This is a genomic window from Bradyrhizobium sp. RDM12, from assembly GCF_051917485.1.
Taxonomy (GTDB): Bacteria; Pseudomonadota; Alphaproteobacteria; order Rhizobiales; family Xanthobacteraceae; genus Bradyrhizobium.
In genome coordinates this window covers 461,360-486,917 of the sequence record NZ_CM133064.1, presented here as the reverse complement: position 1 = coordinate 486,917, position 25,558 = coordinate 461,360, and the positions used below count along the sequence as shown (strand labels likewise).

The window sequence follows — 25,558 nt, the reverse complement described above, 5'->3', positions numbered from 1 at the left end:
GCGACAAGATCGAGCACCAGCTCGAACAAATCAACACCGCGCTGGATTTTCTGGATCGACCAGAATCGAAAGACGCGCGCTAGGACCGCTCAATCCACCTTCAGCGCTTTGGCATAGACCGCGCCCGAATTGGTGATGTGCGTCGTCATGGTCGCTTCGAAGGAGGCGTGCTCACCGCGCGCGAACAGATCGAGCAGCTTGCGATGCTCGTCGAACGAGGAGCGGGTGCGCACGTCGATCGGCGAGGTCAGGTTGGTGCGAAGCGCGGCGACGCGGCCCGAGACGAGCTGGTAGGATTCGGCGAGGTAGCGGTTGCCGCAATGCGCGAACAGGCCCTCGTGAAAGGCGGCGTCGGCGCGGCCATAGGCGATGTTGTCCCTGGTCTCGACCGCCGGCTCCATCGCCGCGATCGCATCGTTCATGGTCGCGATCGCGCCATCGCGGTCGTGGCGAAAGGCGAGCTCGGCGGCCTTGGGCTCGAGCGCGATGCGGAAGGTGCAGAGTGCGGTAATGTCCGCCGCGCTCGGCGTGAACACAAAACTGCCGACCTGCGGCCGGATCACGACGAGCCCCTGCGCCTGCAACTGGCCCATCGCCTCCCGCACCGGGGTACGGCTGACGCCGAAGGAATTTGCCACCATCTCCTCGGAGATGGCGGCGCCGAGCGCAAACTGGCCGTCGATGATCGCCTGCCGCAGCCGCAGCATCACCCGCTGCGACAGCGATTTCGGCGCATCGAGCTTCAGCGAGCGCATGGATGCTCTCAGATGACCTTGCCGGGATTGAGCAGATGATCGGGATCGAGCGCGGCCTTCAACGTCCGCATCAAGGCGATCTCGGCCTCGGTGCGGGCGTGCCCAAGCCATTTCTTCTTCAGCGTGCCGATGCCGTGCTCGGCGGAGACGCTGCCGCCCATGTCGCGCACGAGACCATAGATGATCGTGTCCATCTCCTCCTTCGGCTGCAGCTCGACGGGAAGGCCCGTGACCCAGGACACGAGGTGCAGGTTGCCGTCGCCGACATGGCCGTAATAGACGCTCTCGCAGCCCTTGATGCCGGAAGCCAAGGCCGCCTTGCAGCGCGTGGCGAACTCGTCCATTCGCGCCACCGCAAGGCCGATGTCGTAGGAGATGTGCGGGCCCAGCACCTGGCCGAATTCGGCGCAGATGTCGCGCACGCGCCAGAACGCCTGCGTCTGCGCCAGCGATTGCGCCACGGCGGCATCCGCGAGCCGCCCGCGCTCCATCAGCTCTTCGAGCCAGGCCTGGAAACGCGGCGCATCGACGCTCTCGTCGGTGCCCTGCGCCTCGACCAGCACATAGAGACCTTGGCCGGCAGCGACCGGCGGCCTGACGCCAGCGCGCGTCGTGATCACGTCCCAATAGTCCGGCCACATCACCTCGAACGCCGACAGCAGCGGGCCGAGCCCGCTGCGTGCAGCATCGAGCAGCGCGACCACCGCGGCGTAGTCCTTCAATGCACAGAGCGCTGCCATCGTCGAGCGCGGTTTCGGAAACAGCCGCAGCACCACGCGAGTGATGATCCCGAGCGTGCCTTCCGAGCCGATGAAGAGATGCTTCAGATCGTAGCCGGCATTGTTCTTCATCAGCTTGTTGAGGCTGCTGATGATGGTGCCGTCGGGCAGGACGACTTCGAGACCGAGCACCAGCTCGCGCGTCATGCCGTAGCGGATCACGCGGTTGCCGCCGGCATTGGTCGAGAGATTGCCGCCGATCGCGCAAGAGCCGCGCGAGCCGAGATCGAGCGGAAAGAAGAAGCCGGCCTCGTCGGCCGCCTTCTGGATCGTATCGAGCGGCGTGCCCGATTTCACCGTCATCGTCATCGAGGCGCGATCGATCTCCTCGATTCCGGTCATCCGCTCCAGCGAGATCGCGACCCAGCCCGCTTCGGGCGCGGCCCCGCGGCAGAGCCCGGTCAAGCCGCCCTGCGGCACGAAGGGCAGGCGCGCCTGCCGGCAGGTCATGATCGCATCGGCAACGCCCTGCGCATCGAGCGGCCGGATCACTGCGAGCGGTATCTGCGGCAGGCTCGCGCTCCAGTCGTTGCAATTGCGCGCAGGCATGTCGCCGCCGGTCAGCACGGCTGCGGCACCGAGCTTGTCACGCAATGCGGCGAGCAATGGCTCGGGATGTCCGACGGGGGTCACCATATTCATGCGAGACCTCCTCCAGATTTGGCTGCGCCTCGTACGCACCGCGACGGCAGACACGATTGCGTCCTTCTTGTATGTAAGGTACAACGCGAAAAGTAAAGCAAAAACAGAGCCCGACAGGTTGTCTCGGATCATTCGAGATCCGGGGCTTACTCGGGGGCTGCAACAGTGGGTGGTGCTATGACGGAGGCAATTCGCGGGTTCTGGGTGGCGTCGGCGACGCCGCTCGCGACGGACGGCAGCGTGGACTCCGCCAAGCTTGCCGCTCATGCCAAAAACCTCTTTGGCAAGGGCGTCGACGGCGTCGTGCTGTTCGGCACCACCGGCGAGGGTACCTCGTTCAATGTCGCAGAACGCATCGCAGCCATCGAAGCCGTGCTCAAGGCCGGCGTGCCGGCGGAGCGCATCGGCATCGGCGGCGGCTTCCCCGCCATCAGCGACAGCATTTCACTGACGCGCGCCGTGCTCGGCCTTGGTCTGCGCCACGTGCTGTATCTGCCGCCTTACTTCGATCGCAGCGTCACGCCTGAAGGCATCGAGGATGCGTTCGCGACGATCTTCGATGGTGTCGCCGACGATCGTCTGCGCGCCTATCTCTATCATATTCCGCAGGTCTCGGGCGTCGCGATCCCGACGGCGGTCGCGGCGGATTTGCGCAAGCGTTACGGCAAGGTGGTCGCGGGCTTGAAGGACTCCAGCGGCGACTTCAAGCAGTTCCAGGCATTCCGCGCTGCTGCGCCGGAACTCGCCATTACGGTCGGCAACGAAACCGACATCGCGCGTGCGATCGCCGGCGGCGCCGCCGGCACCATCTGCGGCATGGCCAACATCGCGCCTGAACTGGTCAAGGCGATGATCGACGGCAAGGATGTCGAAGCCCGCATGCAGGCCGCGGTCGATATCGTGGTGAAGTCGCCATCCTTCCTGACGACGCTGAAGGCCATTCTCGCCGCACAGACCGGCGACGCCGGCTGGTTGCGCGTGCGCCCGCCGTTGCGTGCGCTGTCGGACGGCACCGCGCTCAAGGCGAAGCTGGACGAACTGACCAGCCCCGCGAACGCCTGAGCGCACGTTTCATTCGCGGTGAACCTCCGCGGTGCGCGCCGACATGGCGCGGGCCGCGACCAGCGCGGCCGCGAAACCTGCCGCCGCACCTACGCCCAGCGCCCAGCGCGGACCCAGATTGTCCGCCACCCATCCGACGATCGGTGCGCCAATCGGTGTGCCACCCAGCGCGACGCCAAGGCGCAGCGCCATCACGCGCCCCTCATCCGCGGTTCAGTCGAGAGCTGCATCATCGCGTTTGAAGTATTGGTGACCGTCAGGGCCGCGACCCCGATCAGGACAAGCGTGCTTGCAAACAGCCAATAGCTGGGTGCAAGCGCGGCCAGCGCATCCTGCCCCGAAAGCCGCAGCGCCCAGCAGTAATGAGACGAACCGCGGCTGGGCGCGCCCTGCGGCCAGCAGCGCGCCCGAGATCGTGCCGACTGCCATCGTCGATGACAAAAGGCCAAAACCGCGCGCATCGGTGTGGAAGACGCTGACCGCCATGGTCGAAATGAAGATCGGAAAATTCAGCCCGAACGTGCCGATCAGGAACAGCATGATCATGATCGCCCTGAGGTCGCTGCGCGACCACACGTAGCGAAAGCCCTCGGTCATGCCGCCCTTGGTGCGGTGGGCGCGTGCATTGGGGCGAAGCTCCGAGGTGCGGAGCAAGGCGAGTGAGCCGAGCACCGCCATGAAGGATGCGGCGTTGAGCAGGAAGGCCCATCCGGTGCCGATCGAGGCGATGATAATCCCTGCGACCGCGGGTCCGACCATCCGCGCGGCGTTGAAGGACGTCGAGTTCAGTGCGATCGCATTGGAGAGCTCGCCGTCGCCGACGAGCTCGGCCACGAAGGTCTGGCGCACCGGGGCGTCGAACGCCGCGGCGCAGCCGAACAAGAAGGCAAACACGTAAACATGCCAGAGCGCTACCTTCCCGGTGACGGTGAGAAGGCCGAGCACCAGCGCCAACATGCCCATCGTCGCCTGGGTTGCGACCAGAAGCCGCCGCTGGTTGAAATGATCGGCGGCAAAACCTGTCCACGGCATCAGCAAAAGCTGTGGTCCGAACTGGAGCGCCATCACCGTGCCCACAGCGGATGCATTGTGCCGTGTGAGCTCGGTGAGAACGAGCCAGTCCTGGGCGGCGCGCTGCATCCAGGTCCCGGTGTTAGACACCAGCGCGCCTGCTGCCCAGACGCGATAATTGTAGTTCCGCAGTGAGCGAAACGTGCCCGCCGCCAGCACGCTCACGAACCCGTCGGCGCGTTGCCGCCATGGAACCGGCCGAAGTGTCGCGCGCAAAACAGGCTGAGGAGAAGCGCGCCGAGCCCGAGTGCCGCGACATCGCGCGTTTCCAACAGCGCGAACTCCCCGACACGACAGACGAGGAAATATCCGACAACGACATTGAGGAAACCCCAGAGCACGTTGACCGTCGATGAGGACAGCCCCTCTCCTCGCGGCTGCGCGAACGGGCTCTGGAACGGCTCTCCGCGCAGGCCGCTGACGAGATGCGGAATGGCGTTCGCCAGAAACGCGCCCCCAAAGAAATAGGAGACCAGATGAAGCCAGTTCATGCCTGCGCGCTCCGTGTTGCCAATAGATCGATGATTGCCTGCGTCGAGCCGCTCTCGCCGAGCCGCGGAAAAACGTTGGCGATGCTGTAGTCGTGAGCCTCGGAACGCGGATCGGTCATGGCGTCGGTGGCAAGGGTGACGTGGAAGCCCGCTTCGTAAGCCTGGCGCGCTGTGGACTCGACACCGGTGCCGGTGGCGACGCCGGCGATGACGACCTGCGTGACGCCGCGCTGCCGCAACTGGCTCTCGAGATCGGTGCTGGCAAATGCACCCCATGTCCGCTTGGCCACGGCGATATCGTCGGGCTGTCGATCCAGCTCGGGAACGAGATCGGTCCATCCGTCGGGGAACGGGCCGCCAGGACGCGGCCGCTCGGTACGGCCCGGTGCGACGCCAACGACATTGACCAGCACAACCGGCAGGCGATGCCGCCGAAATGCCGCGGCAAGCGCGCTGGCGTGCGGCACGACGTCGTCCATGGCATGAACGGAAGGGAGATCGACGATGCCGCGTTGCAGGTCGACGATGATGAGCGCGGTGATCGGGTCTAGCATCGTGAGAGCCATGATCATGTCCTTCCGGCAGCGTGGCGTGGTCGCGTCAATCGTCGACGAGCCGATTGAGCAAGGAGACAGCGGCGGCCAATTCGTCCTGCTCCCGCGGTGAAAGCCGTGCCGAAATGGTGCGCGAGAGCCAATCCTGCCGGGCGGCGCGACCGACCCGGATCCAGTCGCGGCACGCTTTCGTCAGCGACAGAATGGTTTGACGGCCGTCCTCCGGGTCGGGGGCGCCACTGATCAGGCCTGCGGCTAGAAGAGTGGCGACCGCGGCGCTCATCGATTGTGGCCGCATCTTTTCCGATCGCGCCAGGCTCGACACCGTGGCGGGGCCATCCTTTTCCAGCCGGAGCAGGATGGACACCTGGGACGGCGTCAGATCCTCCGGACCTGCCTGCTCGCGCAAGCGGCGCTTGAGCTTTCCGACCAGCGAACGAAGGTCTTCTGCGAGCGCGCCGGCGCGCGCTGACGGGCGTTGGTCGGACGAATTAATCATGGCCGAGTGAATGACACATATGAAGGCAAGCTGTAAAGATAAGCTGCACAGAATCTGAACAAAAACGCGTGTGCGCTAGTATCGACAGTTTCGTGCACGTTCCAATCGGCTCCTGCCCACGAAAGTATCACAGCGTCGGCGTCGCATGATTGCACAGCCGGTCCAACTCTTAGAACGCTTCAAACTAGAGCGATTCAAGTCGTTGGGATGTTCTCCTCACTCGCCGCCGCTGGTAGATGCGCCAACCTCAATGCTGTGACTTGGAAGCGATGAATTCCGCATCGATGCTGTCACCGGCCAGGTCGTCTCAGTGGAGCGCTATGCCGACAAGACGCTTGGCGAGAAGACCATCGCAAAAGTGCTCGATATCCACCGCGGCGCGGTCCTGGGCTCGCCTGGCAAGCTTGCGTTCACGATCGCCGCCGCGCTGATGCCGCTGTTCTCGGTGACCGGCGTTTTGCTTTACCTGTTGCGCCGCAAGTTGCGCCGCCCGGCGCAGCCGCCGCTCGGGCGACTCGTTTCCGGCGAGTGAGCGCAGAGCATCAGCGAGCCGCTCACAGCTGATCGCACGAAGCTCATGTTAGGAGGCAGGCAAGAAACACTTGTCTGCAGTTCCACGGCATGGTTCGATCCGCCCGATGCACGCTGAAGTCGTGGGAATGATCCTGATGGCGCGATCCGAACGAGACGAGCTTGAAGAAACGGCACTGCCCGCGGTGCTCGTCAGACGCAGTGACTTGCCCGTGCCGCTCATGGACACGGCGCGAAGTTTCTTCGGCGGCCTTCCCAGGCTGCCTCCGCAGTTCGAATGGCCGACGGCGGAGGTCCGAGCGAACGAAACGTTGGAGACCGTCGCGCTCACCTTCGTTGCCCAGATCGACCTGGCTGAAGTGCCGGGCTCTGGTTGGTCGCCGCTGCCGAAACGAGGTACCCTCTATTTCTTCTGCAGCTCCGTGTTTGTTGGCGAAGGACGTCCGCCTTGCCGTGTTCTCTATAGTACTGCCGGGGGTGACGCGTATCCCGACCGCGCGCCACCGCCAGACCTGATGCCGCTCGCGGGCACCGATGGTGATGCCCAGGTCAGATGGCTTGATCCGATCATGGATTCTCATTCCAAAATCGAGTTCAAATATCCGCTTTCCTTCCGGGTGTTTCGCGATTTCTACTTCCGAGATGACGCTGTCGGAGGTGAGCTCATGATCGCAGAATTATGCAAGGCGTTGGGCCCGGGTGAGCCGAAGGGAGCTGACTTGCTCGAATTCAGAAGGGCGTCCGAATATGAGAAGGACGAGCATTGGCCTTTCAACTGGCTCCTGATCGCCTATGTGGTTCGGTCGGTACTATCCCACACGATGCGCGATCTGACACCCCGATCGTCGTACAAGCCGTTCAACGACGACGTAGTCGCGGAATTGAAGCGCCTTCGCGCCGGTGCGATCGGGTGGCTTGAGCGTTGTCGGGCGCTGACTCCAATGGACGAGGTGGATGCGGACACAAGAGCGACCTTTCGAGCTTGGTGGATCGACGTCGTGCAGACCTATGAGACGATGCGCGAATACGTCTACACCTATACGTCCACAATCGCGGCGGACCTCGGCCACGCCATCGATCACACGATCCGATCGATGGCGGAGCAGGATGTCGATGCTCTCGACGATGTTCCTGTCAGCTACCTAACAATCTCGCGCGTCGGAACCATTGGAAGACACCGACCGCCCAAGATGGGAAATGCCGCCACTTCAGCACGGCGCTGCATCAGATGCTAGGGTACGGCAGTGGCCCGCAAGATGCGACGGAGGAGCACTTGGAGGACATATTGTTGCTCCAGATACAGGGTGATCTCGCTTTTCTTGACTGGCACTCCAATATCGGATGTGCGCTTCATTTCTGGATCGACCGCGATGCGCTCGATCAGCTCGACTTTGCGAACGTCGTCGCCACCTATGAGTGTGACTGAAGCGACGGCTGCGCCGCGGGCTCGAAATTGCGTCAAGCGCGTTCGCGCGCCGGCATCTCCTCGCCGATCTCGGCATGTCCGATAAAGGCTGCCGGCTTTATCGTCCATGGCATGGCTAGCCAATGCCGCAACAATGGTTCAAAAACCCATGGCCTGTCCTCGCCAAGGTTGATGCCATGAAGCGCCCCACCGTCACTCCCGCAGACATCCGCCGCGCGCTGCTGTTGCGCGAGGAAATCGCGCTGCTCGATCTCAGGTATGAGGCGGCCTTCGCCACCGGCCATCCGCTGTTCGCGGCGAACATGGCCGTGGACCGGATCGCGGTCGAGGCGGCGGTTCGGCTGCCGCGCAAGGATGCGCCGATTGTGCTCTTTGATGATGGCGAGGGGCTGGTCGCGGCAGGCGCCGAACGCTTCGCGGCACTCGGCTACAGCAATGTCCGTGCGCTCGATGGCGGCCTGAAAGCCTGGCGCGCGGCCGGCCATGAGGTGTTCGAGGACGTCAATTCCTATTCAAAGGCGTTCGGCGAGCTGGTCGAGGCGCGCCGGCACACGCCCTCGTTCAGCGCTGACGAGGTGGCAAAACTGATCGCGGACAAGGCCAACATTGCCATCCTCGACGTCCGCCGCTTCGACGAATATGCGACCATGAACATTCCGGGCTCGGTCAGCGTGCCCGGTGCCGAGCTGGTGCTACGGGCCGGGCAGGCCGCGCCAGATCCCGACACCACCATCATCGTCAATTGCGCCGGCCGCACCCGCTCGATCATCGGCGCCCAGTCGCTGATCAATGCCGGCGTACCCAACAAGGTGCGGGCGCTGCGCAACGGCACGATCGGCTGGACACTGGCGCGGCACACGCTCGCTCATGGTGCTGATCGGCGTGGCGCGATCGGGCCCTTCGAGGGCGGCCCGGCCAAGGCCCGCGACGTCGCCTATCGCGCCGGCGTTCGCCACATCGGCGCGAACGAGATGTCGGCGCTGGTCGCTGAGACCAGCCGCACGCTCTATCGGTTCGACGTGCGCGACGCTGAGGAGTACGCAGCCGGGCATCTCCCGGGCTTCCGTCACTATCCAGGCGGCCAGCTCGTGCAGGAGACCGACATGGCCGCGCCGGTGCGCGGCGCGCGCATCCTCCTGACCGACGACAAGGGCGTGCGCGCCGACATGACGGCGTCCTGGCTCGCGCAGATGGGCTGGGAGCTCTATGTGCTCGAAGGCGGCTATGCCCGCACCCTCGAGGTCGGCCCGCCGCAGGTGCTGCCCAAGCCCGACCCGGCGCATCGCTACCGCCGCCCCTATGAAGGAACCGACATCGCCGAGCGCGCGATGCAGGCCTATCTCGACTGGGAATATGGCCTTGTCGACCAGCTCCGCCGTGACGGCACGCACGGGTTTTACGTGATCTGATACTGTTGTCCGCCACCCCGAGGTGTGCGCTGTATCGAAAGCCTATTGTGCTGCGCGCTATCCGCGGTCTATGAGCTGCGGCAAAGCCGCTACTTACGGAGATTCCATGCCAGCCCCAGGCCAAAGCCCTGCGCGGAGCGCGAAGGCGCTGCTGCTTGAAGGTGTCAACGACAGCGCCGTGGATCTGTTCAAGAGCGCGGGCTTCAGCAATGTCGAGCGCCTGACCAAGGCGCTGGACGGCGAGGCGCTGCGCCAGGCGCTCAAGGGCGTCTCGCTGCTCGGTATCCGCTCGCGCACGCGGATCACCGACGAGGTGCTGGAAGCCGCCGATGGCCTGCTCGCAGTCGGCTGCTTCAGCGTCGGCACCAACCAGGTCGATCTCTCGGCGGCACGCAAGCGCGGCATTCCCGTGTTCAACGCGCCGTTCTCCAACACGCGCAGCGTCGCCGAGCTCGTCATCGGCGAGATCGTGATGCTGCTGCGGCAGATCTTTCCGCGCTCGGTGTCGGCGCATGAGGGCGGCTGGGACAAATCGGCGGCCGGCAGCCGCGAGGTCCGCGGCCGCACCCTCGGCATCATCGGCTACGGCAATATCGGCTCGCAGCTCTCGACGCTGGCGGAAGCCATGGGCATGCGGGTGATCTATTACGATCGCACCGACAAGCTCCGCCATGGCAACACCGAGCCGGTCGAGAAGCTGGAAGAGCTGCTGGCGCAGAGCGACGTGGTCAGCCTGCACGTGCCGGAGACGCCGGAGACCGCCGGCATGATCGGCAAGAAGGAATTGCGGGCGATGAAACCGGGCTCGTTCCTGATCAACAACAGCCGCGGCACGGTGGTCGATCTCGACGCGCTCGCGGGCGCGTTGCGTGACGGCCACATCGCCGGTGCCGCCATCGACGTGTTTCCGGTCGAGCCGTCCTCGAACTCGGAGCGCTTCAAGAGCCCGATGCAGGGCCTTGGCAACGTCATCCTCACGCCGCATGTCGGCGGCTCGACCGAGGAGGCGCAGGAGCGCATCGGCGGCGAGGTGGCGCGCAAGCTGGTCGACTATTTCATCACGGGATCGACCATGGGTGCGGTGAATTTCCCCGAGGTGCAGCTGCATTTGCGTCCCTCCGGCGTGCGTTTCAGCCACGTCCATCGCAACGTGCCTGGCATGCTGCGCCGGCTCAACGAGGTCTTCCTCCAGCGCGACATCAACATCGCCGCGCAATATCTGGAGACCGCGGGCGACCTCGGCTACGTCGTGCTGGACGCCGATCTCGGTGGCGAGGATTCGGGCGCGCTGCTGGCGCAGATCCGCGCCCTCGAAGGTACGATCGGCGCGCGGCTGGTGTTCGAGCACTAGGCGGCCGTCACGTTCCGGTTGCATTGATTGGGCTAAGCTCTCTAAACTGCATCCTCTTCGGCGTGCGACAAATCGCGTCGAATTTGAGCTTCAGATGCGTGGAGTGCCGCCATGGAACGGGACGCCGTACTGATCGATCTCGCGCTTCAAGGCGGTGGTTCGCACGGCGCCTTCTCCTGGGGGTGCTCGACCGCCTGCTGGAAGAAAAGTGGCTCACTGTCGCCGCGATCTCCGGAACCTCCGCAGGCGCGATGAACGCGGCGGTGCTGGTGGATGGCTGGGCCGCCGGCGGCGCGGACGGTGCGCGTGATGCGCTCGAGCAGTATTGGCGCCGCGTTTCGAAGGCTGCCGCCTTCAGCCCGCTGCAGCGCTCGCCGCTCGATCGACTGATGGGGCGCTGGACGCTCGATACGTCACCCTTTTACATCCTGACCGACCTGATGTCGCGGCTGCTCTCGCCGTACGATCTCAATCCGACCGGCTATAATCCGTTGCGCGCGGTGCTGGCCGAAAGCATCGATTTCGAGCGGCTTGCGCGCTCGCCGATCCAGCTCTTCATTACCGCGACGCGCGTGCGCACCGGCCGTGGACGGATCTTCCGCAACGCCGAGGTCACGGCGGACGTGCTGCTGGCGTCGGCCTGCCTGCCGACCATGTTCCGGGCGATCGAGATCGACGGCGAGCCCTATTGGGATGGCGGTTATGCCGGCAACCCGACCATCACGCCGCTGGTGCGCGAGAGCGACGCGCACGATACTATTCTTGTTCAGATCAATCCGACCGAGCGGCTGGAGGAGCCGCGGACCGCCGCGGAGATCCTCAACCGTCTCAACGAAATCTCCTTCAACTCGCCGTTGATGAAAGAGCTGCGCATGATCGCGCTGCTCCGCCAGGCGGCGGATCCCGGCAGCGGGGAGGGCGCGCGCTGGGCGAAAATGCGGATGCATCGGATCAAGAGCGACATGCTGGCGAAGTTCGGCGCATCGTCAAAGCTCAATGCGGAATGGGAGTTCGTCTCGATGCTGCGTGCCGAGGGGCGCATCGCCGCGGAGGCGTTCCTCGCCGAACATGGTGCGGATATCGGCCGGCAATCGACCGCCGATCTCGATGTCCTCCTGGCGGAGTGCTGAGGCAATGGGGCTTCTCGGCCTCTTCGTGGGGCTCGGCCTGCTCGTGCTGTTTGCTTTTCGCGGCTGGAGCGTGCTGTTGCTCGCGCCGCTCGCCGCGCTCGTTGCCGCGCTGTTTGGCGGCGAGCCGCTGCTGGCGAACCTGACTCAGGTCTTCATGGTGAACGCGGCGGGATTTCTCGGACAGTTTTTCCCGATCTTCCTGCTCGGCGCCGTTTTCGGCAAGTTGATGGATGATAGCGGCGCGGTCACGTCCGTTGCGGCCTTCATGTCGAAACGTCTCGGCGAGCGGCGCGTGATCCTGGCCGTGGTGCTGGCCGGTGCGCTGGTCACCTATGGCGGTGTCAGCCTGTTCGTCGCGTTCTTCGTCATCGTGCCGATGGCCCGCTCGCTGTTTCGCGCGGCCGCGATTCCGCGCCGGCTGATTCCGGCGACCATCGTGCTGGGCACGTCGACCTTCACCATGTCGGCTCTGCCGGGCACGCCGTCGATCCAGAATGCGATCCCGATGCCGTTCTTCGGCACGACGCCCTTTGCCGCGCCGGGCCTGGAATCGTCGCCTCTCTCATCATGCTCGGCACGGGATTATGGTGGCTGCATCGCGCCGAAGCCAGGGCGCGCCATCTCGGAGAAGGCTATGGCGATGACGTCGAGGATGTGACCGAGCGCGCCGCCGCCGACGAGCTCGTCCGCGAACGTGCGACGACGGCACGGGAGTTCGATCCGGCGGAAATGCAGCATGGCCATCGCAGCGATCAACCGGCACCGGTCCTGAGTTCCATCCTGCCGCTGGTCGCTGTCGTGGCCGTCAATCTCGCGATGTCGCTTGTGGTGCTGCCGCGGCTCGATGTCTCCTATCTTGCCGAGCAGCGTTTTGGCGAAACGTCGCTCGCCGCCGTTGCGGGTGTGTGGTCGGTCGCGGTCGCCCTGACCGCGGCGATCGTCACGGCCATCGCGCTGAACTGGACGCGGCTGCCGGCATTGCGGCAGACCATGGATGCCGGCGCCAATGCGTCGGTGCTGCCGGCGTTCAGCGTCGCGAGCCTGGTCGGATTTGGCGCGGTCGTCGCTGCGCTGCCGGCGTTCACGACCGTGCGCGACTGGGTGCTCGCGATCGAAGGCGGCCCGCTGGTCTCGCTTGCGGTTGCGACCAACATCCTGGCGGCGCTGACCGGCTCGGCGTCGGGCGGCCTGACGATCGCGCTCGATGCGCTCGGCCAGGCCTATGTCGATCTCGCCGCGCGCACCGGCATCGACCTCGCGCTGATGCATCGCGTGGCGGTGATCGGTTCGGGGACGCTGGACATTCTGCCGCATAATGGCGCGGTGGTCAGCCTGCTCGCGATCTGCGGCCTGACCCATCGCGACAGCTATCTGGATATCGTGATGGTAGGGATCGTGACGTCGCTGCTGGCGCTGGTGGCCGTGATTGCGCTGGGTAGCGCCCTTGGATCGTTCTGAAGCGATTGACGCAGGGACGAAGGTTGCGTTGAATGCGGCCAAGTGTCGGACGCAAAAAACCGAGAACGCCGGGTGGAAACGATGACCTTAATAAGGGCAAAGCTGTGCGCATGGCTGGTGGGGACGGCGGCAGCGCTGAGCGCGACCGGCGCGTTCGCGGCGACGCTGGCCGAGGATGCGGAAACCGTCTGCAAAGGTCTCGCCGGCGGCGCCAATTCCGTCAAGATCGACACCGCGACCTTGCAGACAGCGTCCCAGCTCGCTGTCGCCGAGCGCGGACCGACGCCATCGGGACGCATTACGCCGGCCAATCCCGTCTTCTGCAAGGTGCTCGGCCATATCGACCCGGTCGATCCCAAGGCGCCGCCAATCAAATTCCAGGTCAACCTCCCCGTCGAATGGAACGGCCGCTCGGTCCAATATGGCGGCGGCGGTTTCAACGGCGTGCTGATCACCGGCCTCGGTTTGCCGCCGGCCTATCCCTTCGACAAGCCGTCGCCGCTCGCGCGTGGCTTCGTCACCTACGGCACCGATTCCGGTCATGAGTCCAAACCGGGCGAGCCGCCGCAGCTGTTCGCACTCAACGACGAAGCGTTCGAGAATTTTGCCCACCGTGCCTACAAGAAGGTGCACGACGCCGCTGTTACGCTGATGCAGCGCGCTTACGGCAAGGAGCCGGACAAGATGTACTTCATGGGCTCGTCCGAAGGCGGCCGCGAGGGCCTGACGATGGCGCAGCGTTATCCCGACGATTTCGACGGGATTTTTGCGCGCGTGCCCGTCATCAACTGGGTCGGCTTGCAGCATGCCGGCACCCGCTCCGGCCTCGTCACCATGGGCGAGGGCTGGCTCAATCCGGCGCAGGTGAAGCTCGTGGGCGATGCGGTGCGTGCCGCTTGCGACAAGGCCGACGGATCCGACGATGCGCTGGTGCAGGATCCCGTCGCTTGCAAGGCGACCTTTAAGGTCGAGACGTTGCGCTGCGCCGACGGCAAGAGCGGCGATCAGTGCCTCACCGACGCGCAGATCAAGGCGGTCGACACGCTGCACGCCGTTTACAAATTCCCGTTCACGCTCGCCAACGGTCTCGACGACTATCCGGGCTGGGGCGTGTCGGGTGAGGACACGCCGGCGATGGGGCCGACTGGCGGCTGGATCGCGTGGTGGCTCGGCGTCGCGCCGCCGGCGCAGCCGCCCGCCCCCAACAACGGCATCGCCTGGATCTATGGTGCCGGCGGCATTCAATATGTGTTCGCGCGCGATCCCAAGCTCGACGTCACCACCTACAAGGTGGAGGACCACAAGGCGCGGCTGCTCGAGGTGTCGGCCCTGATGGATTCGACCGATCCCCATCTCAGCCGTTTTCGCGCCCGCGGCGGCCGGCTGATCATGCTCGAGCACATGGCGGACTACGCGCAGAGTCCCTATGCCGGCATCCGCTATTTCGAGGGCGTCGAGCGCAAGCTCGGCAAGGCCGAGACCGCGGAATTCGCGCGGCTCTACACCGCGCCCGGCGTCGACCATGTCGGCTCCGGCGCGCCCGCCAATGTCGACATGCTGAGCGCGCTGGTCGACTGGGTCGAGAAGGGCACGGCGCCCGGTGACCTCGAAGTCACCGAGCAGAAGGTCGAGCCGCCGTCATTTGCGGTCACGCGCGCGATGCCGCTGTGCCGCTGGCCGGCCTGGCCGCACTACAAGTCCGGCCCGGTGACGGAGGCGGCGAGCTTCAGCTGCGCACCGTAGGGACAATGCGTGCTGAGTGCGATGGCGGTGGAATCACCCCGCCGCCATCGCCTGTGCGCCGCCAAGCAATTGCGGGCTCATCCGCTGCACGCACGCCTCAGTGCGCGCCGCCCCCGCCCGCCGCCTTCACCCGGCGTGTCAGCAGCACCGCGATCGCGGCGAGCACCAGCACGACGCCGATCACCGCAAACGTGTCGGAAAAACCCATCACCAGCGCCTGACGCTTGACGGTCTTGCCGAGCGCGATGATGGCCTGCTCGCGCGCGGCGTTGGGGTCGGGCACGCCGTGGGCGATGAAATAGTCCGTCATCTGGGCGATGCGGGTGCGGACTTCCTCGCGGCCGAGCGTGACGGAATGGCCGATGATGTTGGAGTGGAACTGCTCGCGTTTGGTGACGATGGTCGCCAGCACTGCTGTGCCGATGGCGCCGCCGAGATTGCGCATCATGTTGGAAATGCCGGACGCGGCGGGCGCGTCCTGTGGCGCAACGCTGCCGAGGCTGAGGGCGGACAGCGGCGCCAAGGTGAGAGCCTGACCCACGGCGCGCACGACGTTGGGCATGAAGAACTGATCGCCGGAATAGTCGAGCGACATCGTGATATTCAAGAAGGAGCTGGCAGCAAACAGCAGCAGGCCGGCCGTCGCGATATAGCGGGTATCGAACCGCTGCATCAGCTTCGGCACCAATGGAATCAACAGCAGCTGCGGCAGCCCGGTCCAGGCCAGCACGTTGCCGATCTGCTCGGCATTGTAGCCCTGCACCTGGCCGAGATAGGCCGGCAGCAGATAGACCGAGCCGAACAGCGCGAAGCCGAGGAACACGGCAGCGATCGTACCGACACCGAAATTCCACTGCATCAGCAGACGCAGGCGGAGCAGCGGCTTCTCGACCACAAGCTCGATATAGATGAACAGCGACAGGCTGACCGCGGCGACGACAGCAAGCCGCACGATGAACGGCGAACCGAACCAGTCGTTCTTGTTGCCCTCCTCGAGCACGGCCTGCAGCGAAGCCAGGCCGACGGCCATGGTTGTTATGCCGAACCAGTCGCCTTCGCGCAGCAGCCCGAGGTTCACCGGCTGGCGCTCCAAGGTCGCGAACAGGATCGCCACCATGACCGCGGTGGGCACCACGTTGACGAAGAAGATGGTCTGCCAGCCGTAATTTTCGGTGAGATAGCCGCCGATGGTCGGACCGATCGCCGGCGCAAAGGTCACCGCGAGCGAGAACATCGCGAGCCCGATCGGCTGCTGGCCCTTCGGCAGCTTGGTGAAAACCAGGGTGAAGGCCATCGGGATCAGCACGCCGCCGAAGAAGCCCTGGAAGCCACGCATCGCGATCATCGAGGGCAGATCGTGGGTGAACGCACATGCGACCGAGAAGGCTGCAAACAGCGTGGCAAAGCTCAGCATGATGTTGCGGAACGAGAACACCCTCGACAGATAGTCGGTCAGCGGGATCACGATGATCTCGCCGATCAGATATGACGTCGAGATCCAGGATCCGTTGTCGACACCGGTGCCGATGCCGCCCTCGATGTTGAGCAGCGAGGCGTTGGTGATCTGGATGTTCAGGATCGCCATGAAGGCGCCGATCATCGCTGCGAAGACGGCGATCCAGACGGTCGCGCTAGCGCGATTGGGGTCCGTTGCGACGCGCTCAGGCGTCGCGGCCGGTATTGCGGGCGTCGAGATTGAGAGGCTGTTTGACATGGCACGACCCTCCGGAAACAAGCTTCGCTTTAGATGTTGCTTGGGGCGTCGTTGTCGCTTGCGCGGTCGGCGCTGAACGGGTTGCGATCGTCGGGATTACGGACATGCCGGGCCGCAGCTCGATCGCCGGCTGCGTTTCGGCATCGAGCGCGATCTTCACGGGAATGCGCTGCACGATCTTGGTGAAGTTGCCGGTGGCGTTATCAGGCGGCAGCAGGGCGAACTCCTGGCCGCTGGCTGGCGCGATAGAATCGACGTGGCCATGCACCACCTGGCCCGGGAATGTATCGACCTCGATCTCGACCTGCTGTCCGGCGCGGACGTGGGTGAGCTGGGTCTCCTTGAAATTGGCGACCACATAGGCGCCCTCGGCCGGCACGATCGACATCAGCTGCGTGCCGGCCTGGACGTATTGGCCGACGCGGAGCGTTCGGTTGCCGATGACGCCGTCGATCGGAGCGACGATCGTGGTGTAGCCGAGATTGAGCTCGGCCTGATGCTGAAGCGCGGCGGCGCGGGCGGCCGCGGCTCTGGCTTGCGCGATCTCGGCCTTGAGGAGCTCGACCTGCTTGAGGGCGGAAGCGAGATTGGCAGTGTCGCGCTGGATCGCGGCGTCGGCGCCGGCGTTGCGCGACTGCGCCTGCTGCGCGTTTTGCACGCTGCCGTACCCCGTCGCGGCGAGATCCGTGTAACGCTTGTTCTCCTGCTGCGCGAAAGTTTTTGCAGCGGTATCGACATCGACGGTCGCCTTGGCTGCGGCGATCACCGCATCCTGAACCTCGAGCTGCGCCTGCTTGCTGGTCACCGTTGCATTCGCGGCGGCGACATCGGCCTTGGCCTGGTCGAGCGCGACGCGGAAGTCGCGGTCGTCGATCCGGGCCAGCACCTGGCCTGCCTTCACATGCTCGTTATCGCCGGCCAGAACGCGATCGAGATAGCCGCTGACCTTCGGCGCGATGGTGGTGTTGTCGGCCTTCACATAGGCGTCATCGGTGGAAACGAGGAAGCGGCCGACGGTCCAGTAGTCGTAGCCATACCAGCTGGCCCCCGCGAGGGCGGCGACCGCCGCACCAGCGAGCAAGAGTTTGCGAAAGCTCAGATTTTGGCGGCGGGTCGGGGGTGGCATGGCAGGCAGGACGCCGTCCGGCGGAAGGGTTGGAATCACGGTGGACTCAGTCTTGGACGGGGTGGTGTGCACGGTCATGGCCGGCTCCCTGAATTAGGAAACTTGACGATTTCCAAAATAGGACTAGCTTTGGGATAGTCAATGGAATGACAGGCATCATTTAAAAACATGGCTCAGGCAAAACCGTCATCAGAATGCCGCCCGCGTGGACGGCCGCCGGTGCGCAGCGACGAGGAGACGAAGCGAATCGTCCTCGAGTCGGCACGACACGCCTTCGCCGTCGATGGCTACGCAGCAACCAGCACCGAGGAACTGGCGCGCGGTGCCGGTATCTCCACCAAGACTCTCTATCGGCTTTTTCCGGGCAAGGCGGCGCTGTTCGAGGCAATGTGTGCGGACAGGCTCGAGCGGTTGCTCTCCGACGTCAATCTGCAGGCCAACAATCAGGCCGACATTGCAACCAGTCTGGCCGCCGTGCTTGTCGCCTGTGCCGATCTCGCGCTCGATCCAGAGGTCGTGGCGCTACAGCGCATGGTGCTGCAGCAATCGGCCACCTTCCCCGACCTTGCAGCGAATTTTTACAGGGATGGCATCGCCCGTACCGCGGCGGCGCTCGCAGGCTGGCTCCGCGATCAGGTCAAGAAGAAGCGCCTTGCACTCGATAATGTCGACGAAGCCGCCGGAATGATGATCGGCATGATGGTGTCAGCGCCTCAGCGTGCGGCGATCTACGCAGGCCTGACACTGCCCTCGCGCGAGGAGATCGAGAGGCGGGCGCAGATATGCGCTGCAATTCTGCTCGACGGCTGTCGCAGGCGGTCGACCGGTTAGCAGCCGCAGGTTTTGACAATCAGCCGCCATTCGCTTATATGCTTCGCATGCGAAAGAAATCGCCGGAGGCGAGGCATCATCGGCTGATCTACCTGCTGAGCGTCGCGCAGCGGCGCTTGCAGCGGTGGATGGCGGCGCAGCCGGCGAGCGACGTGACGCCGGCGCAGGCGGGATTGTTGTTCATCCTCGGCAAGCAGGACGGCGTCCTGATGGGCGAGGCCGGTGCTGCACTTGATCTCGGCCCGGCCGGGATTTCCGGCCTTGTCGACCGCAGCGCTGCGGCGAGGCTGGTCGAGCGTCGCGCCGATCGCGAAGATGGGCGCGCATGGCGCGTGTGGCTGACGCCGAAGGGGCGGACCACGCTGGCGCAAGCAAAAGCGTCGGCCGCGGCGATCAATGCGAGGCTGACGGAAGGATTTACCAGCGCGGAGATCGACGTGGTCGCGCGCTGGCTGACGAGCATTCAGGACAAGTTCCCAAGGGACCTGACAAGAGAACTCACAAGAGATTTAGAGGACTAAGAGGAGAGACCCATGACCGAGCATGTGCGAGTAGAGACCGACAACGGAATTCTCACGCTCACCCTGGCGCGCCCCGACAAGAAGAACGCGCTGACGGACGCGATGTATGGCAAGCTCGCCGACGCCATCGAATCCGCCGAGTTCGATCCGTCTGCGCGCGTGCTGCTGATCCGCGGCGAGGGCGACATGTTCACTGCCGGTAATGATGTCGGCGAGTTTGCGGCCGTGGCGAGCGGCAAGTCCGAAGGGAGCCGCAAGGTCGGCCGCTTCATCCAGTCGCTGGCGCGCTGCACCCGTCCGCTGGTCGCAGCGGTGCAGGGCCGCGCCGTCGGCGTCGGCACCACGATGCTCCTGCATTGCGATCTCGTGGTGCTCGCCGAGGACACCCAATTGTCGACGCCCTTCGTCAGCCTCGCGTTGGTGCCGGAAGCAGCCTCGAGCCTGCTGATGCCGGCGCGCATCGGATATGCCCGCGCTTATGAGATGTTTGCGCTCGGCGAAACCGTGCCGGCGAAGGCCGCGCTGGAGTGGGGTCTCGCCAATCGCGTGGTGCCGCTCGACAAGCTCGACGCCGAGGCGCTGGCGCTGGCCCGGCGTCTTGCCCGGCAGCCCGCCGGTGCACTCACCGCGACCAAGAAGCTGATGCGGAATGGCGAGATGCTGGTCGCGCAGATGCAGGCGGAGAGCGAGCAGTTCGCGCAGCGCCTGCGCACGGCGGAGGCGCGCGAGGCGTTCACCGCCTTTGCCGAGCGCCGTCCGCCGGACTTCACCAAGGTTTCGTGACGTCCGAGCCTGCCCAAAGGCTTGGCAAATCGGGAACTCCCGGCATTTGATTAAAGCCTTAACGGAACATTGGCATGTCGCGGTGCAAGGTGGCCACTCTTGAAGTGGTGGCTCCGCGACTCATGGCAATGTTTAAGAGATCGGTAAGTTCGCTTCTCCTGGTGTTGATGGCCTTGCTGGCGGCCGGCGCGCTCGCCAGCACCGCGATCCAGATGGTCGGGGCCTTCGGCCGCTACAGCGACAGTCTAGAGACTGCGCGGCTTGCCGCCGCCGACAAGGCGATCTTCCACGGCGTATTGTCCCTGCGCAACAATCGCGGCGATGCCCAGAGCGCGCTGCTCGGCGACGACGATCCACGCAGCAAGCTCGGTGAAGCCGAGAAGGCGGAGCAGGGCGGCTATGACGGTATCGGCGCAGCGCTCGCCACGATCGATTTCGCGCGCCGCGACGAACTCGCCAGCACGCTGAAGCAGCGCTGGAGCGAGGCCGCACCGCAATTCCAGCTGTTCTACGACCAGGCCAAGCGCCCGCGCGCCGAGCGCAAGATCGAGCCCACCAACTCGTGGTACGACGCCGTCACCAAGGTCATCGAGACCGCCAACCTCGCCTCCACCGCCGTGTCGAACCGCGCCTGGATGAACGATCCCTTCATTGCCCGCATGATCCAGGTCCGCCGCCTCGCCTGGCAGGTGCGCGACCGCTATGGAATCCATTGCTCGGTGCTGCGTTCGAACGTCAACAGCAGCAAGCCGCTCGATGACACCCAGAAGCGGTCGCTGGCGCAATGGGACGGCACCATTGCCTCCGGTTGGTCCGGCATGGCCGAGTTGCTGGCCGCGTCCGACGTGCCGGCGGAATTGATCACCGCGGCCAAGGAGGCACAGGCCAAGACAAGCGGTGTCCTCAAGCAGATCGGCGATCTCACCAAGAATCTTGACGGAAGCGGCAAGCCGGCGATGCCCGCCGCGGAATGGAACACGCTCTGCCAATCGCCGTTCCCGCTGATCGTTGCGGTTGCGACCACGGCGCTCGACCAGTCGATCGCGCGCGCCGAGACGGTGCAGGCGAAGGCGCTGACCAATCTAGTGATCCAGTCGCTCGCGTTCCTGCTCGCGCTCGCCGTGACGCTCACCGGCGTTTACGTCGTGCGCAATCGCCTGATGCGCCCGGTGCGTGCCATCCTCGACGCCATCGCCCGGATCAGCGCTCGCGACTACGCGACGCCCGTGCCGCAATCGCGTTATCCCGACGAGTTCGGCACCATGGCGGCCGCGCTTGAAAGCCTGCGCGAGAGCGCGGCGACGGCCGAACGTCTGGGCCGGGAACGCGAAGCGCAGCAGGCGCTGCAACTCGCCCGTTCCGGTACCGTGGACGACGCGTGCCGCAGCTTCGATGACACCGTGCAGGCGGTGATCCACAGCGTCGCTGCCTCGGCCAGGGAGCTCGATGCCACCGCGACCGATGTGCGCACGCTGGTGTCGGAATCGAGCAGCCAGACGGCTGCGGTCTCCTCCGCCGCCGAGCAGGCCACCAACAATCTGGAAAGCATTGCGGCTGCGACCGAGGAGCTCTCGGCCTCTGTCGGCGAAATCTCCGCGCAGGTGCAGTCCAGCGCACGCGATGCCCGCGAAGCGGTGTCGCAGGTGGAGCAGACCAATGCCACCGTCGAGATCCTCGACCAGACCGCGGGCCGCATCAGCGAAGTCGTGAAGATGATCCACGCCATCGCCGGCCAGACCAATCTGCTCGCCTTGAACGCGACCATCGAGGCGGCCCGCGCCGGCGAAGCCGGCCGCGGCTTCGCGGTCGTCGCCGGCGAGGTCAAGAGCCTCGCGGCGCAAACCGCGACCGCGACCGAGGAAATCTCGCGTCAGGTCGAGGAGATCCAGGGCGCGACCGGGCAGGCGGTCGCCGCCATCCGCTCGATCGGCGGTGCCATCAGCGGCATCGACGAGAAGATGACCGCGATTGCCGCCGCCGTCGAACAGCAGCGTGCGGCCACCACCGAAATCTCGCGCAACTTCCAGCATGCCGCCCAGGGCACCCGTGAGGTCACCGATACCATCGGCAGCGTCGCCCAGCTCAACCAGGAGACCGGCAACGCGGGCACCGTGCTGTTCCAGTCCGTGACCAAGATGTCGGCCGACGCCGACCGCCTCCGCGTCGCGGTCGAGGGCTTCCTTGGCGCGGTGAAGACCGCTTAAGCTGTCATTCCTTGTTCCAACCGCCAACGGATCGGCATTGCCGTGTCTGCGTGCGCGCTGTAGATGGTAGCGGTACCATGCTCCGACAGCTCCACGGGCGCATCAAAACCAACGACGGGAATACAGGGAGATAATTTCGATGCCGGTCACCCCACAAAAGGCCCAGCGCCCTTATCGCGGCGTATTCCCGGTCGCGCCCACCATCTTCGACGAGCGCGGCGAGCTCGACCTGGACGGCCAGCGCCGCTGCATCGATTTCATGATCGATGCCGGCTCGCACGGCATCTGCATTCTCGCCAATTTCTCCGAACAGTTTGTGCTGACCGATTCCGAGCGCGAGACCGTGATGCATGCGGTGCTGGAGCATGTCGCCGGCCGCGTGCCCGTGATCGTCACCACCACCCATTTCAGCTCGGCCGTCTGCGCGGCGCGCAGCCAGCAGGCCGAGGCTGCCGGCGCCGCCATGGTGATGGTCATGCCGCCCTATCACGGCGCGACTTTCCGCGTCCCCGAGAAGAGCGTCGTCGAGTTCTTCAAGGTGCTCTCGGGTGCGATCAACATTCCGATCATGATCCAGGACGCGCCGGTGGCGGGCACGCCGCTGTCGGTCGAGCTGCTGGCGCGGCTCGCGCGCGACTTCGGCAATATCCGCTATTTCAAGATCGAGGTCGCAGGCGCGGCGTCAAAACTCCGCAGCCTGATCGAGGCGGGCGGCAAGGTTATCGAAGGTCCCTGGGACGGTGAGGAGGCGATCACGCTGCTCGCCGATCTCGATGCGGGCGCGACCGGCGCGATGACCGGCGGCGGCTATCCCGACGGCATTCGCCAGATCATCGATCCCTATTTTGTCGGCAAGCGCGAGGAGGCGAAGGCCGCCTACGAACGCTGGCTGCCGCTGATCAACTACGAGAACCGCCAATGCGGCCTGATCGCCTGCAAGGCTATGATGCAGGCCGGCGGCGTGATCAAGTCGGACACCGTGCGGCATCCCCTCCAGCCGCTGCATCCGGCGACGCGCGCGGGATTGCTGGAGCTGGCCAAGGAGCGCGACGCGCTGGCCTTGCGCTGGGGAAGTAGGTCTCTCCCTCATGAAGTAGGTCTCTCCGCCCTCATCAAGTCTCTCCGCCGTCATTGCGAGCGAAGCGAAGCAATCCAGAAATGCTTCCGCGGTGGCGGTCTGGATTGCTTCGCTACGCTAGGAAGAAACGGTTGGTCGTTTGGCGTCAGGCGGCCTCCGCTATGGGCTGGAGTTGAACGGCGAAGCCGAGCTTTTTGAGACGTGCGACCAGTCGGCTTGCTTTGACCTCGGTGGGCCGGCGGTCGAAGTAGTCGGCGCCGAGGTCATGGTGCTCCGTGCCGTTCTTGAGGATGTGATAGATGGCGGTGAGGATCGAGGCGGCGACGGCACAGATGGCTTTTTGCGGCCCGCGTTTGGCCTGCAAGCGGAAGAATTGGGCTCGGTAGTAGCTGTTCTTTGCGCGCTTGGCGGCCCAGGCACATTGAACGAGCATGGTCTTGAGCCACGGTGCCCCCTTGCGCAGGCGCGAGGACTTGCGCTTGCCGGCGCTCTCGTTCTGCCCGGGACACAGTCCGGCCCAGGCGACGAGATGGCCGGCGGTCTGGAAACGGCTCATGTCGGCGCCGATCTCGGACAGAATGGCTGGCGCCGCCACTGCGCTGACCCCGGGAATCGTGGTCAGCAATTCGATCAGGTGGCGAAAGGGGTTTTGCCGCCATCGATTTCCGCTTCCATGCCCTCGATCCGCTGAGCGATTTCGGCATCGAGCTTGCGAATCGTTTCATCCAGACCATCCCATTGGCGCAGATGAAGCGCGAGCAGGAAGCGGTGGTGATCCGTCAGGCGCCCGTGCAACGCATCGTAAAGCTCCTTTGGCGACGCCTTGATCTGCTTGCCGGCAAGCTCGGCCAGCTTGTTCGGCTGCCGCACGCCCTCGATCATCGCCTGGATGATCCGCCGCCCGCTCGCGCCCATGATGTCGGAGATTACCGAGCCGAGCTTGATGTTGGCTTCCGCCAGCGTCTTGTCGATCCGCTGCACGTGCCGCGTCTGCTCGCGCACCAGTTGCTTGCGCGTCCGCGTCAGCGCGCGCAGCTCCTGCACCTCCTCCTCCGGAATGAAGCTGCCCTTGATCAGCCCGCAGGCCAACAGATCGGCAATCCACATCGCATCGTTCATGTCGGTCTTGCGTCCCGGCACGTTCTTGATGTGCGCTGCATTGGCGATGATCAGGTCAAAGGCGCCTTCGCCCAGGATCCGGAACACCGGCATCCAGTAGACTCCCGTCGCCTCCATCGCCACATGCGTGCACCGGCATTCTTCCAGCCACCTTCGCAGTTCCACAAGCTGCTCCGTCGTGGCCAAAAAGGTCCGGCACTCCCGCTGCGCCTTGCCATCGACCATGATCCGCACACAGGCCACGACCGTGTCCCTGTGCACGTCCAGGCCTGCCACCCGCTCGTACAAAATATCCATGCTTCTCTCCTCAACATTTGGCGCCGGCGGCACAGGCGCCTGTCAGAAAAGAATGCTAGGAAGCGTGCTCCAGAGCCTTGCGGCTCCTCCGCGCCAGTGTGGGTCATCCAGGCAACCCGGGTCCAACTCGCAACCGGGCTCTCACGCACCAGAGAGTAATCGACCTCTTTGCCGACGGCGCTCCAGTCTACCGCCTTCGCCCACCCGTGAAAAGTTTCATTCAGCGCGCGTCGGCTCCTCAAGCCGGTCCCAACTCGCAATGACGGAGTTCGTTGAGGCTATCGCGCCAGCATCCACTCGCCGATGATGCGGAATCGCACCTTGGCATTGTCCTGTGCGAACAGCGCGATACGATCGATCGCTAGCGCATCGAGCTTCAGCGTTGCGAATCTTCTGCGCAGCATCTCCAGAATCGGCCCACGCCGCGCCGCATCCAGCCGCCCCGTCAGCGTCATGTGGAAGCGGAATTCTTCCATCACGTAAGGATAGCCCCAGCGGTCGAGATACGCGCGCTGCCGCTCGCTGAGATTTTCGGGTTTCCGCCGCGCGCGCTCTTCAGCCGTCAGAGGCGGGCGGAATGAATCGAAATCGCGGACGCAGTCGGCCGCCAGTTGGTGGAGCGCGTCGACCGGCGCAGCCGGAACGACGGCGATGAAGCCGCTGATGGCATCGACCACCGGCTGGATCACCGGCATCGGCCGCGTCTTGTCGGCGAATGTCGCACAAGCAGCCTTGAGCTCGGCCTCGGTCTTGCCCGATACTAGCGCCATCGGCGCTTTCAGCGTGCCGTGAAAGCCGTATTTGCGGGGATCAGCGGTGATGTCGCGCCAGTCCGGCGCAACGTGCAGAACGTCCTGCGGAAACGAAACCTCATCGCCCGTATAGGCATCATAGCCAAGCAACTCGGCGCCGAAGCGAGACAGCGCGTTGTCGGCGCCGGCGGCAAAATAGATCGCGTAGCGGGGAAGGGCTGTCATTGCCGGA

18 protein-coding genes and 6 pseudogenes are annotated in these 25,558 nt (G+C 64.9%); 14 read left to right on the top strand and 10 right to left on the bottom strand.

Going from position 1 to position 25,558, the window contains the following annotated elements; genetic code table 11:
* Positions 1 to 89 precede the first annotated feature (89 nt).
* Positions 90 to 755 carry a GntR family transcriptional regulator gene (locus ACTGJ9_RS02385; protein ID WP_456675759.1) on the bottom strand — a complete coding sequence of 222 codons (666 nt, stop codon included), beginning with the start codon at positions 753 to 755 and terminating at the stop codon, positions 90 to 92.
* 8 nt (positions 756 to 763) lie between these two features.
* Positions 764 to 2,176, bottom strand: coding sequence for an FAD-binding oxidoreductase (locus ACTGJ9_RS02380; protein WP_456675758.1), 1,413 nt, complete (start codon positions 2,174 to 2,176; stop codon positions 764 to 766).
* A gap of 177 nt (positions 2,177 to 2,353) precedes the next feature.
* Here ACTGJ9_RS02380 and ACTGJ9_RS02375 point away from each other — a divergent pair, with 177 nt between their 5' ends.
* The gene (locus tag ACTGJ9_RS02375; protein ID WP_456675757.1) at positions 2,354 to 3,238 is read left to right on the top strand and encodes a dihydrodipicolinate synthase family protein; all 885 of its coding nucleotides are present in this window, start codon (positions 2,354 to 2,356) and stop codon (positions 3,236 to 3,238) included.
* Positions 3,239 to 3,247: 9 nt separating this feature from the next.
* Here ACTGJ9_RS02375 and ACTGJ9_RS02370 read toward each other — a convergent pair.
* From ACTGJ9_RS02370 to ACTGJ9_RS02355, 4 genes and pseudogenes are all read right to left on the bottom strand, one after another.
* Positions 3,248 to 4,474, bottom strand: a pseudogene (locus ACTGJ9_RS02370) (MFS transporter).
* Positions 4,471 to 4,800, bottom strand: a complete 330-nt coding sequence (locus ACTGJ9_RS02365) for a hypothetical protein (RefSeq protein WP_456675756.1) — start codon at positions 4,798 to 4,800, stop codon at positions 4,471 to 4,473. Before ACTGJ9_RS02365 ends, ACTGJ9_RS02370 begins: the two are co-directional and overlap by 4 nt.
* Positions 4,797 to 5,366, bottom strand: a complete 570-nt coding sequence (locus ACTGJ9_RS02360) for an isochorismatase family protein (RefSeq protein WP_456675755.1) — start codon at positions 5,364 to 5,366, stop codon at positions 4,797 to 4,799. Before ACTGJ9_RS02360 ends, ACTGJ9_RS02365 begins: the two co-directional genes overlap by 4 nt.
* A 34-nt stretch (positions 5,367 to 5,400) precedes the next feature.
* Positions 5,401 to 5,853 (bottom strand): MarR family winged helix-turn-helix transcriptional regulator, encoded by a 453-nt coding sequence (locus tag ACTGJ9_RS02355; protein ID WP_456675754.1) that lies wholly within the window; start codon positions 5,851 to 5,853, stop codon positions 5,401 to 5,403.
* Positions 5,854 to 6,121: 268 nt separating this feature from the next.
* On the opposite strand from ACTGJ9_RS02355, the pseudogene ACTGJ9_RS02350 reads away from it, so the two are divergent.
* From ACTGJ9_RS02350 to ACTGJ9_RS02315, 8 genes and pseudogenes are all read left to right on the top strand, one after another.
* Positions 6,122 to 6,385, top strand: a pseudogene (locus tag ACTGJ9_RS02350) (PepSY domain-containing protein); the annotation flags it as partial.
* A gap of 106 nt (positions 6,386 to 6,491) precedes the next feature.
* A complete protein-coding gene (locus tag ACTGJ9_RS02345) occupies positions 6,492 to 7,619 on the top strand; it encodes a DUF1963 domain-containing protein (protein WP_456675753.1) in 1,128 nt (375 codons plus the stop codon).
* Positions 7,613 to 7,810 carry a DUF1963 domain-containing protein gene (locus tag ACTGJ9_RS02340; protein ID WP_456675752.1) on the top strand — a complete coding sequence of 66 codons (198 nt, stop codon included), beginning with the start codon at positions 7,613 to 7,615 and terminating at the stop codon, positions 7,808 to 7,810. Before ACTGJ9_RS02345 ends, ACTGJ9_RS02340 begins: the two co-directional genes overlap by 7 nt.
* 176 nt (positions 7,811 to 7,986) lie before the next feature.
* Positions 7,987 to 9,219 (top strand): rhodanese-like domain-containing protein, encoded by a 1,233-nt coding sequence (locus ACTGJ9_RS02335; RefSeq protein ID WP_456675751.1) that lies wholly within the window; start codon positions 7,987 to 7,989, stop codon positions 9,217 to 9,219.
* Between the two features lie 106 nt (positions 9,220 to 9,325).
* Positions 9,326 to 10,570: a phosphoglycerate dehydrogenase gene (gene serA, locus ACTGJ9_RS02330; RefSeq protein WP_456675750.1), complete on the top strand. Its 1,245-nt coding sequence runs from the start codon at positions 9,326 to 9,328 to the stop codon at positions 10,568 to 10,570.
* A gap of 111 nt (positions 10,571 to 10,681) precedes the next feature.
* Positions 10,682 to 11,700 (top strand): annotated as a pseudogene (locus tag ACTGJ9_RS02325) (patatin-like phospholipase family protein).
* Positions 11,701 to 11,704: 4 nt separating this feature from the next.
* Positions 11,705 to 13,158, top strand: a pseudogene (locus tag ACTGJ9_RS02320) (GntP family permease).
* An 81-nt stretch (positions 13,159 to 13,239) separates the two neighbouring features.
* Positions 13,240 to 14,901, top strand: coding sequence for a tannase/feruloyl esterase family alpha/beta hydrolase (locus ACTGJ9_RS02315; protein WP_456675749.1), 1,662 nt, complete (start codon positions 13,240 to 13,242; stop codon positions 14,899 to 14,901).
* A 97-nt stretch (positions 14,902 to 14,998) separates the two neighbouring features.
* On the opposite strand, the gene ACTGJ9_RS02310 is transcribed toward ACTGJ9_RS02315, so the two are convergent.
* Together ACTGJ9_RS02310 and ACTGJ9_RS02305 are read right to left on the bottom strand one after the other, a co-directional pair.
* Complete coding sequence (locus tag ACTGJ9_RS02310) at positions 14,999 to 16,615, bottom strand: MDR family MFS transporter (RefSeq protein ID WP_456675748.1); 1,617 nt, start codon at positions 16,613 to 16,615, stop codon at positions 14,999 to 15,001.
* Positions 16,563 to 17,819 (bottom strand): HlyD family secretion protein, encoded by a 1,257-nt coding sequence (locus ACTGJ9_RS02305; RefSeq protein WP_456675747.1) that lies wholly within the window; start codon positions 17,817 to 17,819, stop codon positions 16,563 to 16,565. Before ACTGJ9_RS02305 ends, ACTGJ9_RS02310 begins: the two co-directional genes overlap by 53 nt.
* Positions 17,820 to 17,960: 141 nt before the next feature.
* On the opposite strand from ACTGJ9_RS02305, the gene ACTGJ9_RS02300 reads away from it, so the two are divergent.
* The 5 genes and pseudogenes from ACTGJ9_RS02300 to ACTGJ9_RS02280 all read left to right on the top strand — a co-directional run.
* A complete protein-coding gene (locus ACTGJ9_RS02300) occupies positions 17,961 to 18,572 on the top strand; it encodes a TetR/AcrR family transcriptional regulator (protein ID WP_456675746.1) in 612 nt (203 codons plus the stop codon).
* 47 nt (positions 18,573 to 18,619) lie between these two features.
* Positions 18,620 to 19,093 (top strand): MarR family winged helix-turn-helix transcriptional regulator, encoded by a 474-nt coding sequence (locus ACTGJ9_RS02295; protein ID WP_456675745.1) that lies wholly within the window; start codon positions 18,620 to 18,622, stop codon positions 19,091 to 19,093.
* Positions 19,094 to 19,105: 12 nt separating this feature from the next.
* Positions 19,106 to 19,876, top strand: a complete 771-nt coding sequence (locus tag ACTGJ9_RS02290; protein ID WP_456675744.1) for an enoyl-CoA hydratase — start codon at positions 19,106 to 19,108, stop codon at positions 19,874 to 19,876.
* A gap of 122 nt (positions 19,877 to 19,998) precedes the next feature.
* The gene (locus ACTGJ9_RS02285) at positions 19,999 to 22,080 is read left to right on the top strand and encodes a methyl-accepting chemotaxis protein (protein WP_456675743.1); all 2,082 of its coding nucleotides are present in this window, start codon (positions 19,999 to 20,001) and stop codon (positions 22,078 to 22,080) included.
* 139 nt (positions 22,081 to 22,219) lie between these two features.
* Positions 22,220 to 23,152 (top strand): annotated as a pseudogene (locus ACTGJ9_RS02280) (dihydrodipicolinate synthase family protein); the annotation flags it as partial.
* A gap of 151 nt (positions 23,153 to 23,303) precedes the next feature.
* Here ACTGJ9_RS02280 and ACTGJ9_RS02275 read toward each other — a convergent pair.
* Together ACTGJ9_RS02275 and ACTGJ9_RS02270 are read right to left on the bottom strand one after the other, a co-directional pair.
* Positions 23,304 to 24,574 (bottom strand): annotated as a pseudogene (locus ACTGJ9_RS02275) (IS110 family RNA-guided transposase).
* 278 nt (positions 24,575 to 24,852) lie between these two features.
* A complete protein-coding gene (locus ACTGJ9_RS02270; protein ID WP_456675742.1) occupies positions 24,853 to 25,551 on the bottom strand; it encodes a DUF1045 domain-containing protein in 699 nt (232 codons plus the stop codon).
* Positions 25,552 to 25,558 lie beyond the last annotated feature (7 nt).

Excerpts from the sequence above, each read along its gene's own strand:
- ACTGJ9_RS02375 (WP_456675757.1), top strand. The coding sequence starts at position 2,354 with ATGACGGAGGCAATTCGCGGGTTCTGGGTGGCGTCGGCGACGCCGCTC.
- ACTGJ9_RS02335 (WP_456675751.1), top strand. The coding sequence starts at position 7,987 with ATGAAGCGCCCCACCGTCACTCCCGCAGACATCCGCCGCGCGCTGCTG.
- ACTGJ9_RS02305 (WP_456675747.1), bottom strand. The coding sequence starts at position 17,819 with ATGACCGTGCACACCACCCCGTCCAAGACTGAGTCCACCGTGATTCCA.
- ACTGJ9_RS02310 (WP_456675748.1), bottom strand. The coding sequence starts at position 16,615 with ATGTCAAACAGCCTCTCAATCTCGACGCCCGCAATACCGGCCGCGACG.
- ACTGJ9_RS02360 (WP_456675755.1), bottom strand. The coding sequence starts at position 5,366 with ATGGCTCTCACGATGCTAGACCCGATCACCGCGCTCATCATCGTCGAC.
- ACTGJ9_RS02285 (WP_456675743.1), top strand. The coding sequence starts at position 19,999 with ATGGCAATGTTTAAGAGATCGGTAAGTTCGCTTCTCCTGGTGTTGATG.
- ACTGJ9_RS02345 (WP_456675753.1), top strand. The coding sequence starts at position 6,492 with ATGCACGCTGAAGTCGTGGGAATGATCCTGATGGCGCGATCCGAACGA.
- ACTGJ9_RS02385 (WP_456675759.1), bottom strand. The coding sequence starts at position 755 with ATGCGCTCGCTGAAGCTCGATGCGCCGAAATCGCTGTCGCAGCGGGTG.
- serA (WP_456675750.1), top strand. The coding sequence starts at position 9,326 with ATGCCAGCCCCAGGCCAAAGCCCTGCGCGGAGCGCGAAGGCGCTGCTG.
- ACTGJ9_RS02315 (WP_456675749.1), top strand. The coding sequence starts at position 13,240 with ATGACCTTAATAAGGGCAAAGCTGTGCGCATGGCTGGTGGGGACGGCG.
- ACTGJ9_RS02290 (WP_456675744.1), top strand. The coding sequence starts at position 19,106 with ATGACCGAGCATGTGCGAGTAGAGACCGACAACGGAATTCTCACGCTC.
- ACTGJ9_RS02340 (WP_456675752.1), top strand. The coding sequence starts at position 7,613 with ATGCTAGGGTACGGCAGTGGCCCGCAAGATGCGACGGAGGAGCACTTG.
- ACTGJ9_RS02295 (WP_456675745.1), top strand. The coding sequence starts at position 18,620 with ATGCGAAAGAAATCGCCGGAGGCGAGGCATCATCGGCTGATCTACCTG.
- ACTGJ9_RS02365 (WP_456675756.1), bottom strand. The coding sequence starts at position 4,800 with ATGAACTGGCTTCATCTGGTCTCCTATTTCTTTGGGGGCGCGTTTCTG.
- ACTGJ9_RS02355 (WP_456675754.1), bottom strand. The coding sequence starts at position 5,853 with ATGATTAATTCGTCCGACCAACGCCCGTCAGCGCGCGCCGGCGCGCTC.
- ACTGJ9_RS02270 (WP_456675742.1), bottom strand. The coding sequence starts at position 25,551 with ATGACAGCCCTTCCCCGCTACGCGATCTATTTTGCCGCCGGCGCCGAC.
- ACTGJ9_RS02380 (WP_456675758.1), bottom strand. The coding sequence starts at position 2,176 with ATGAATATGGTGACCCCCGTCGGACATCCCGAGCCATTGCTCGCCGCA.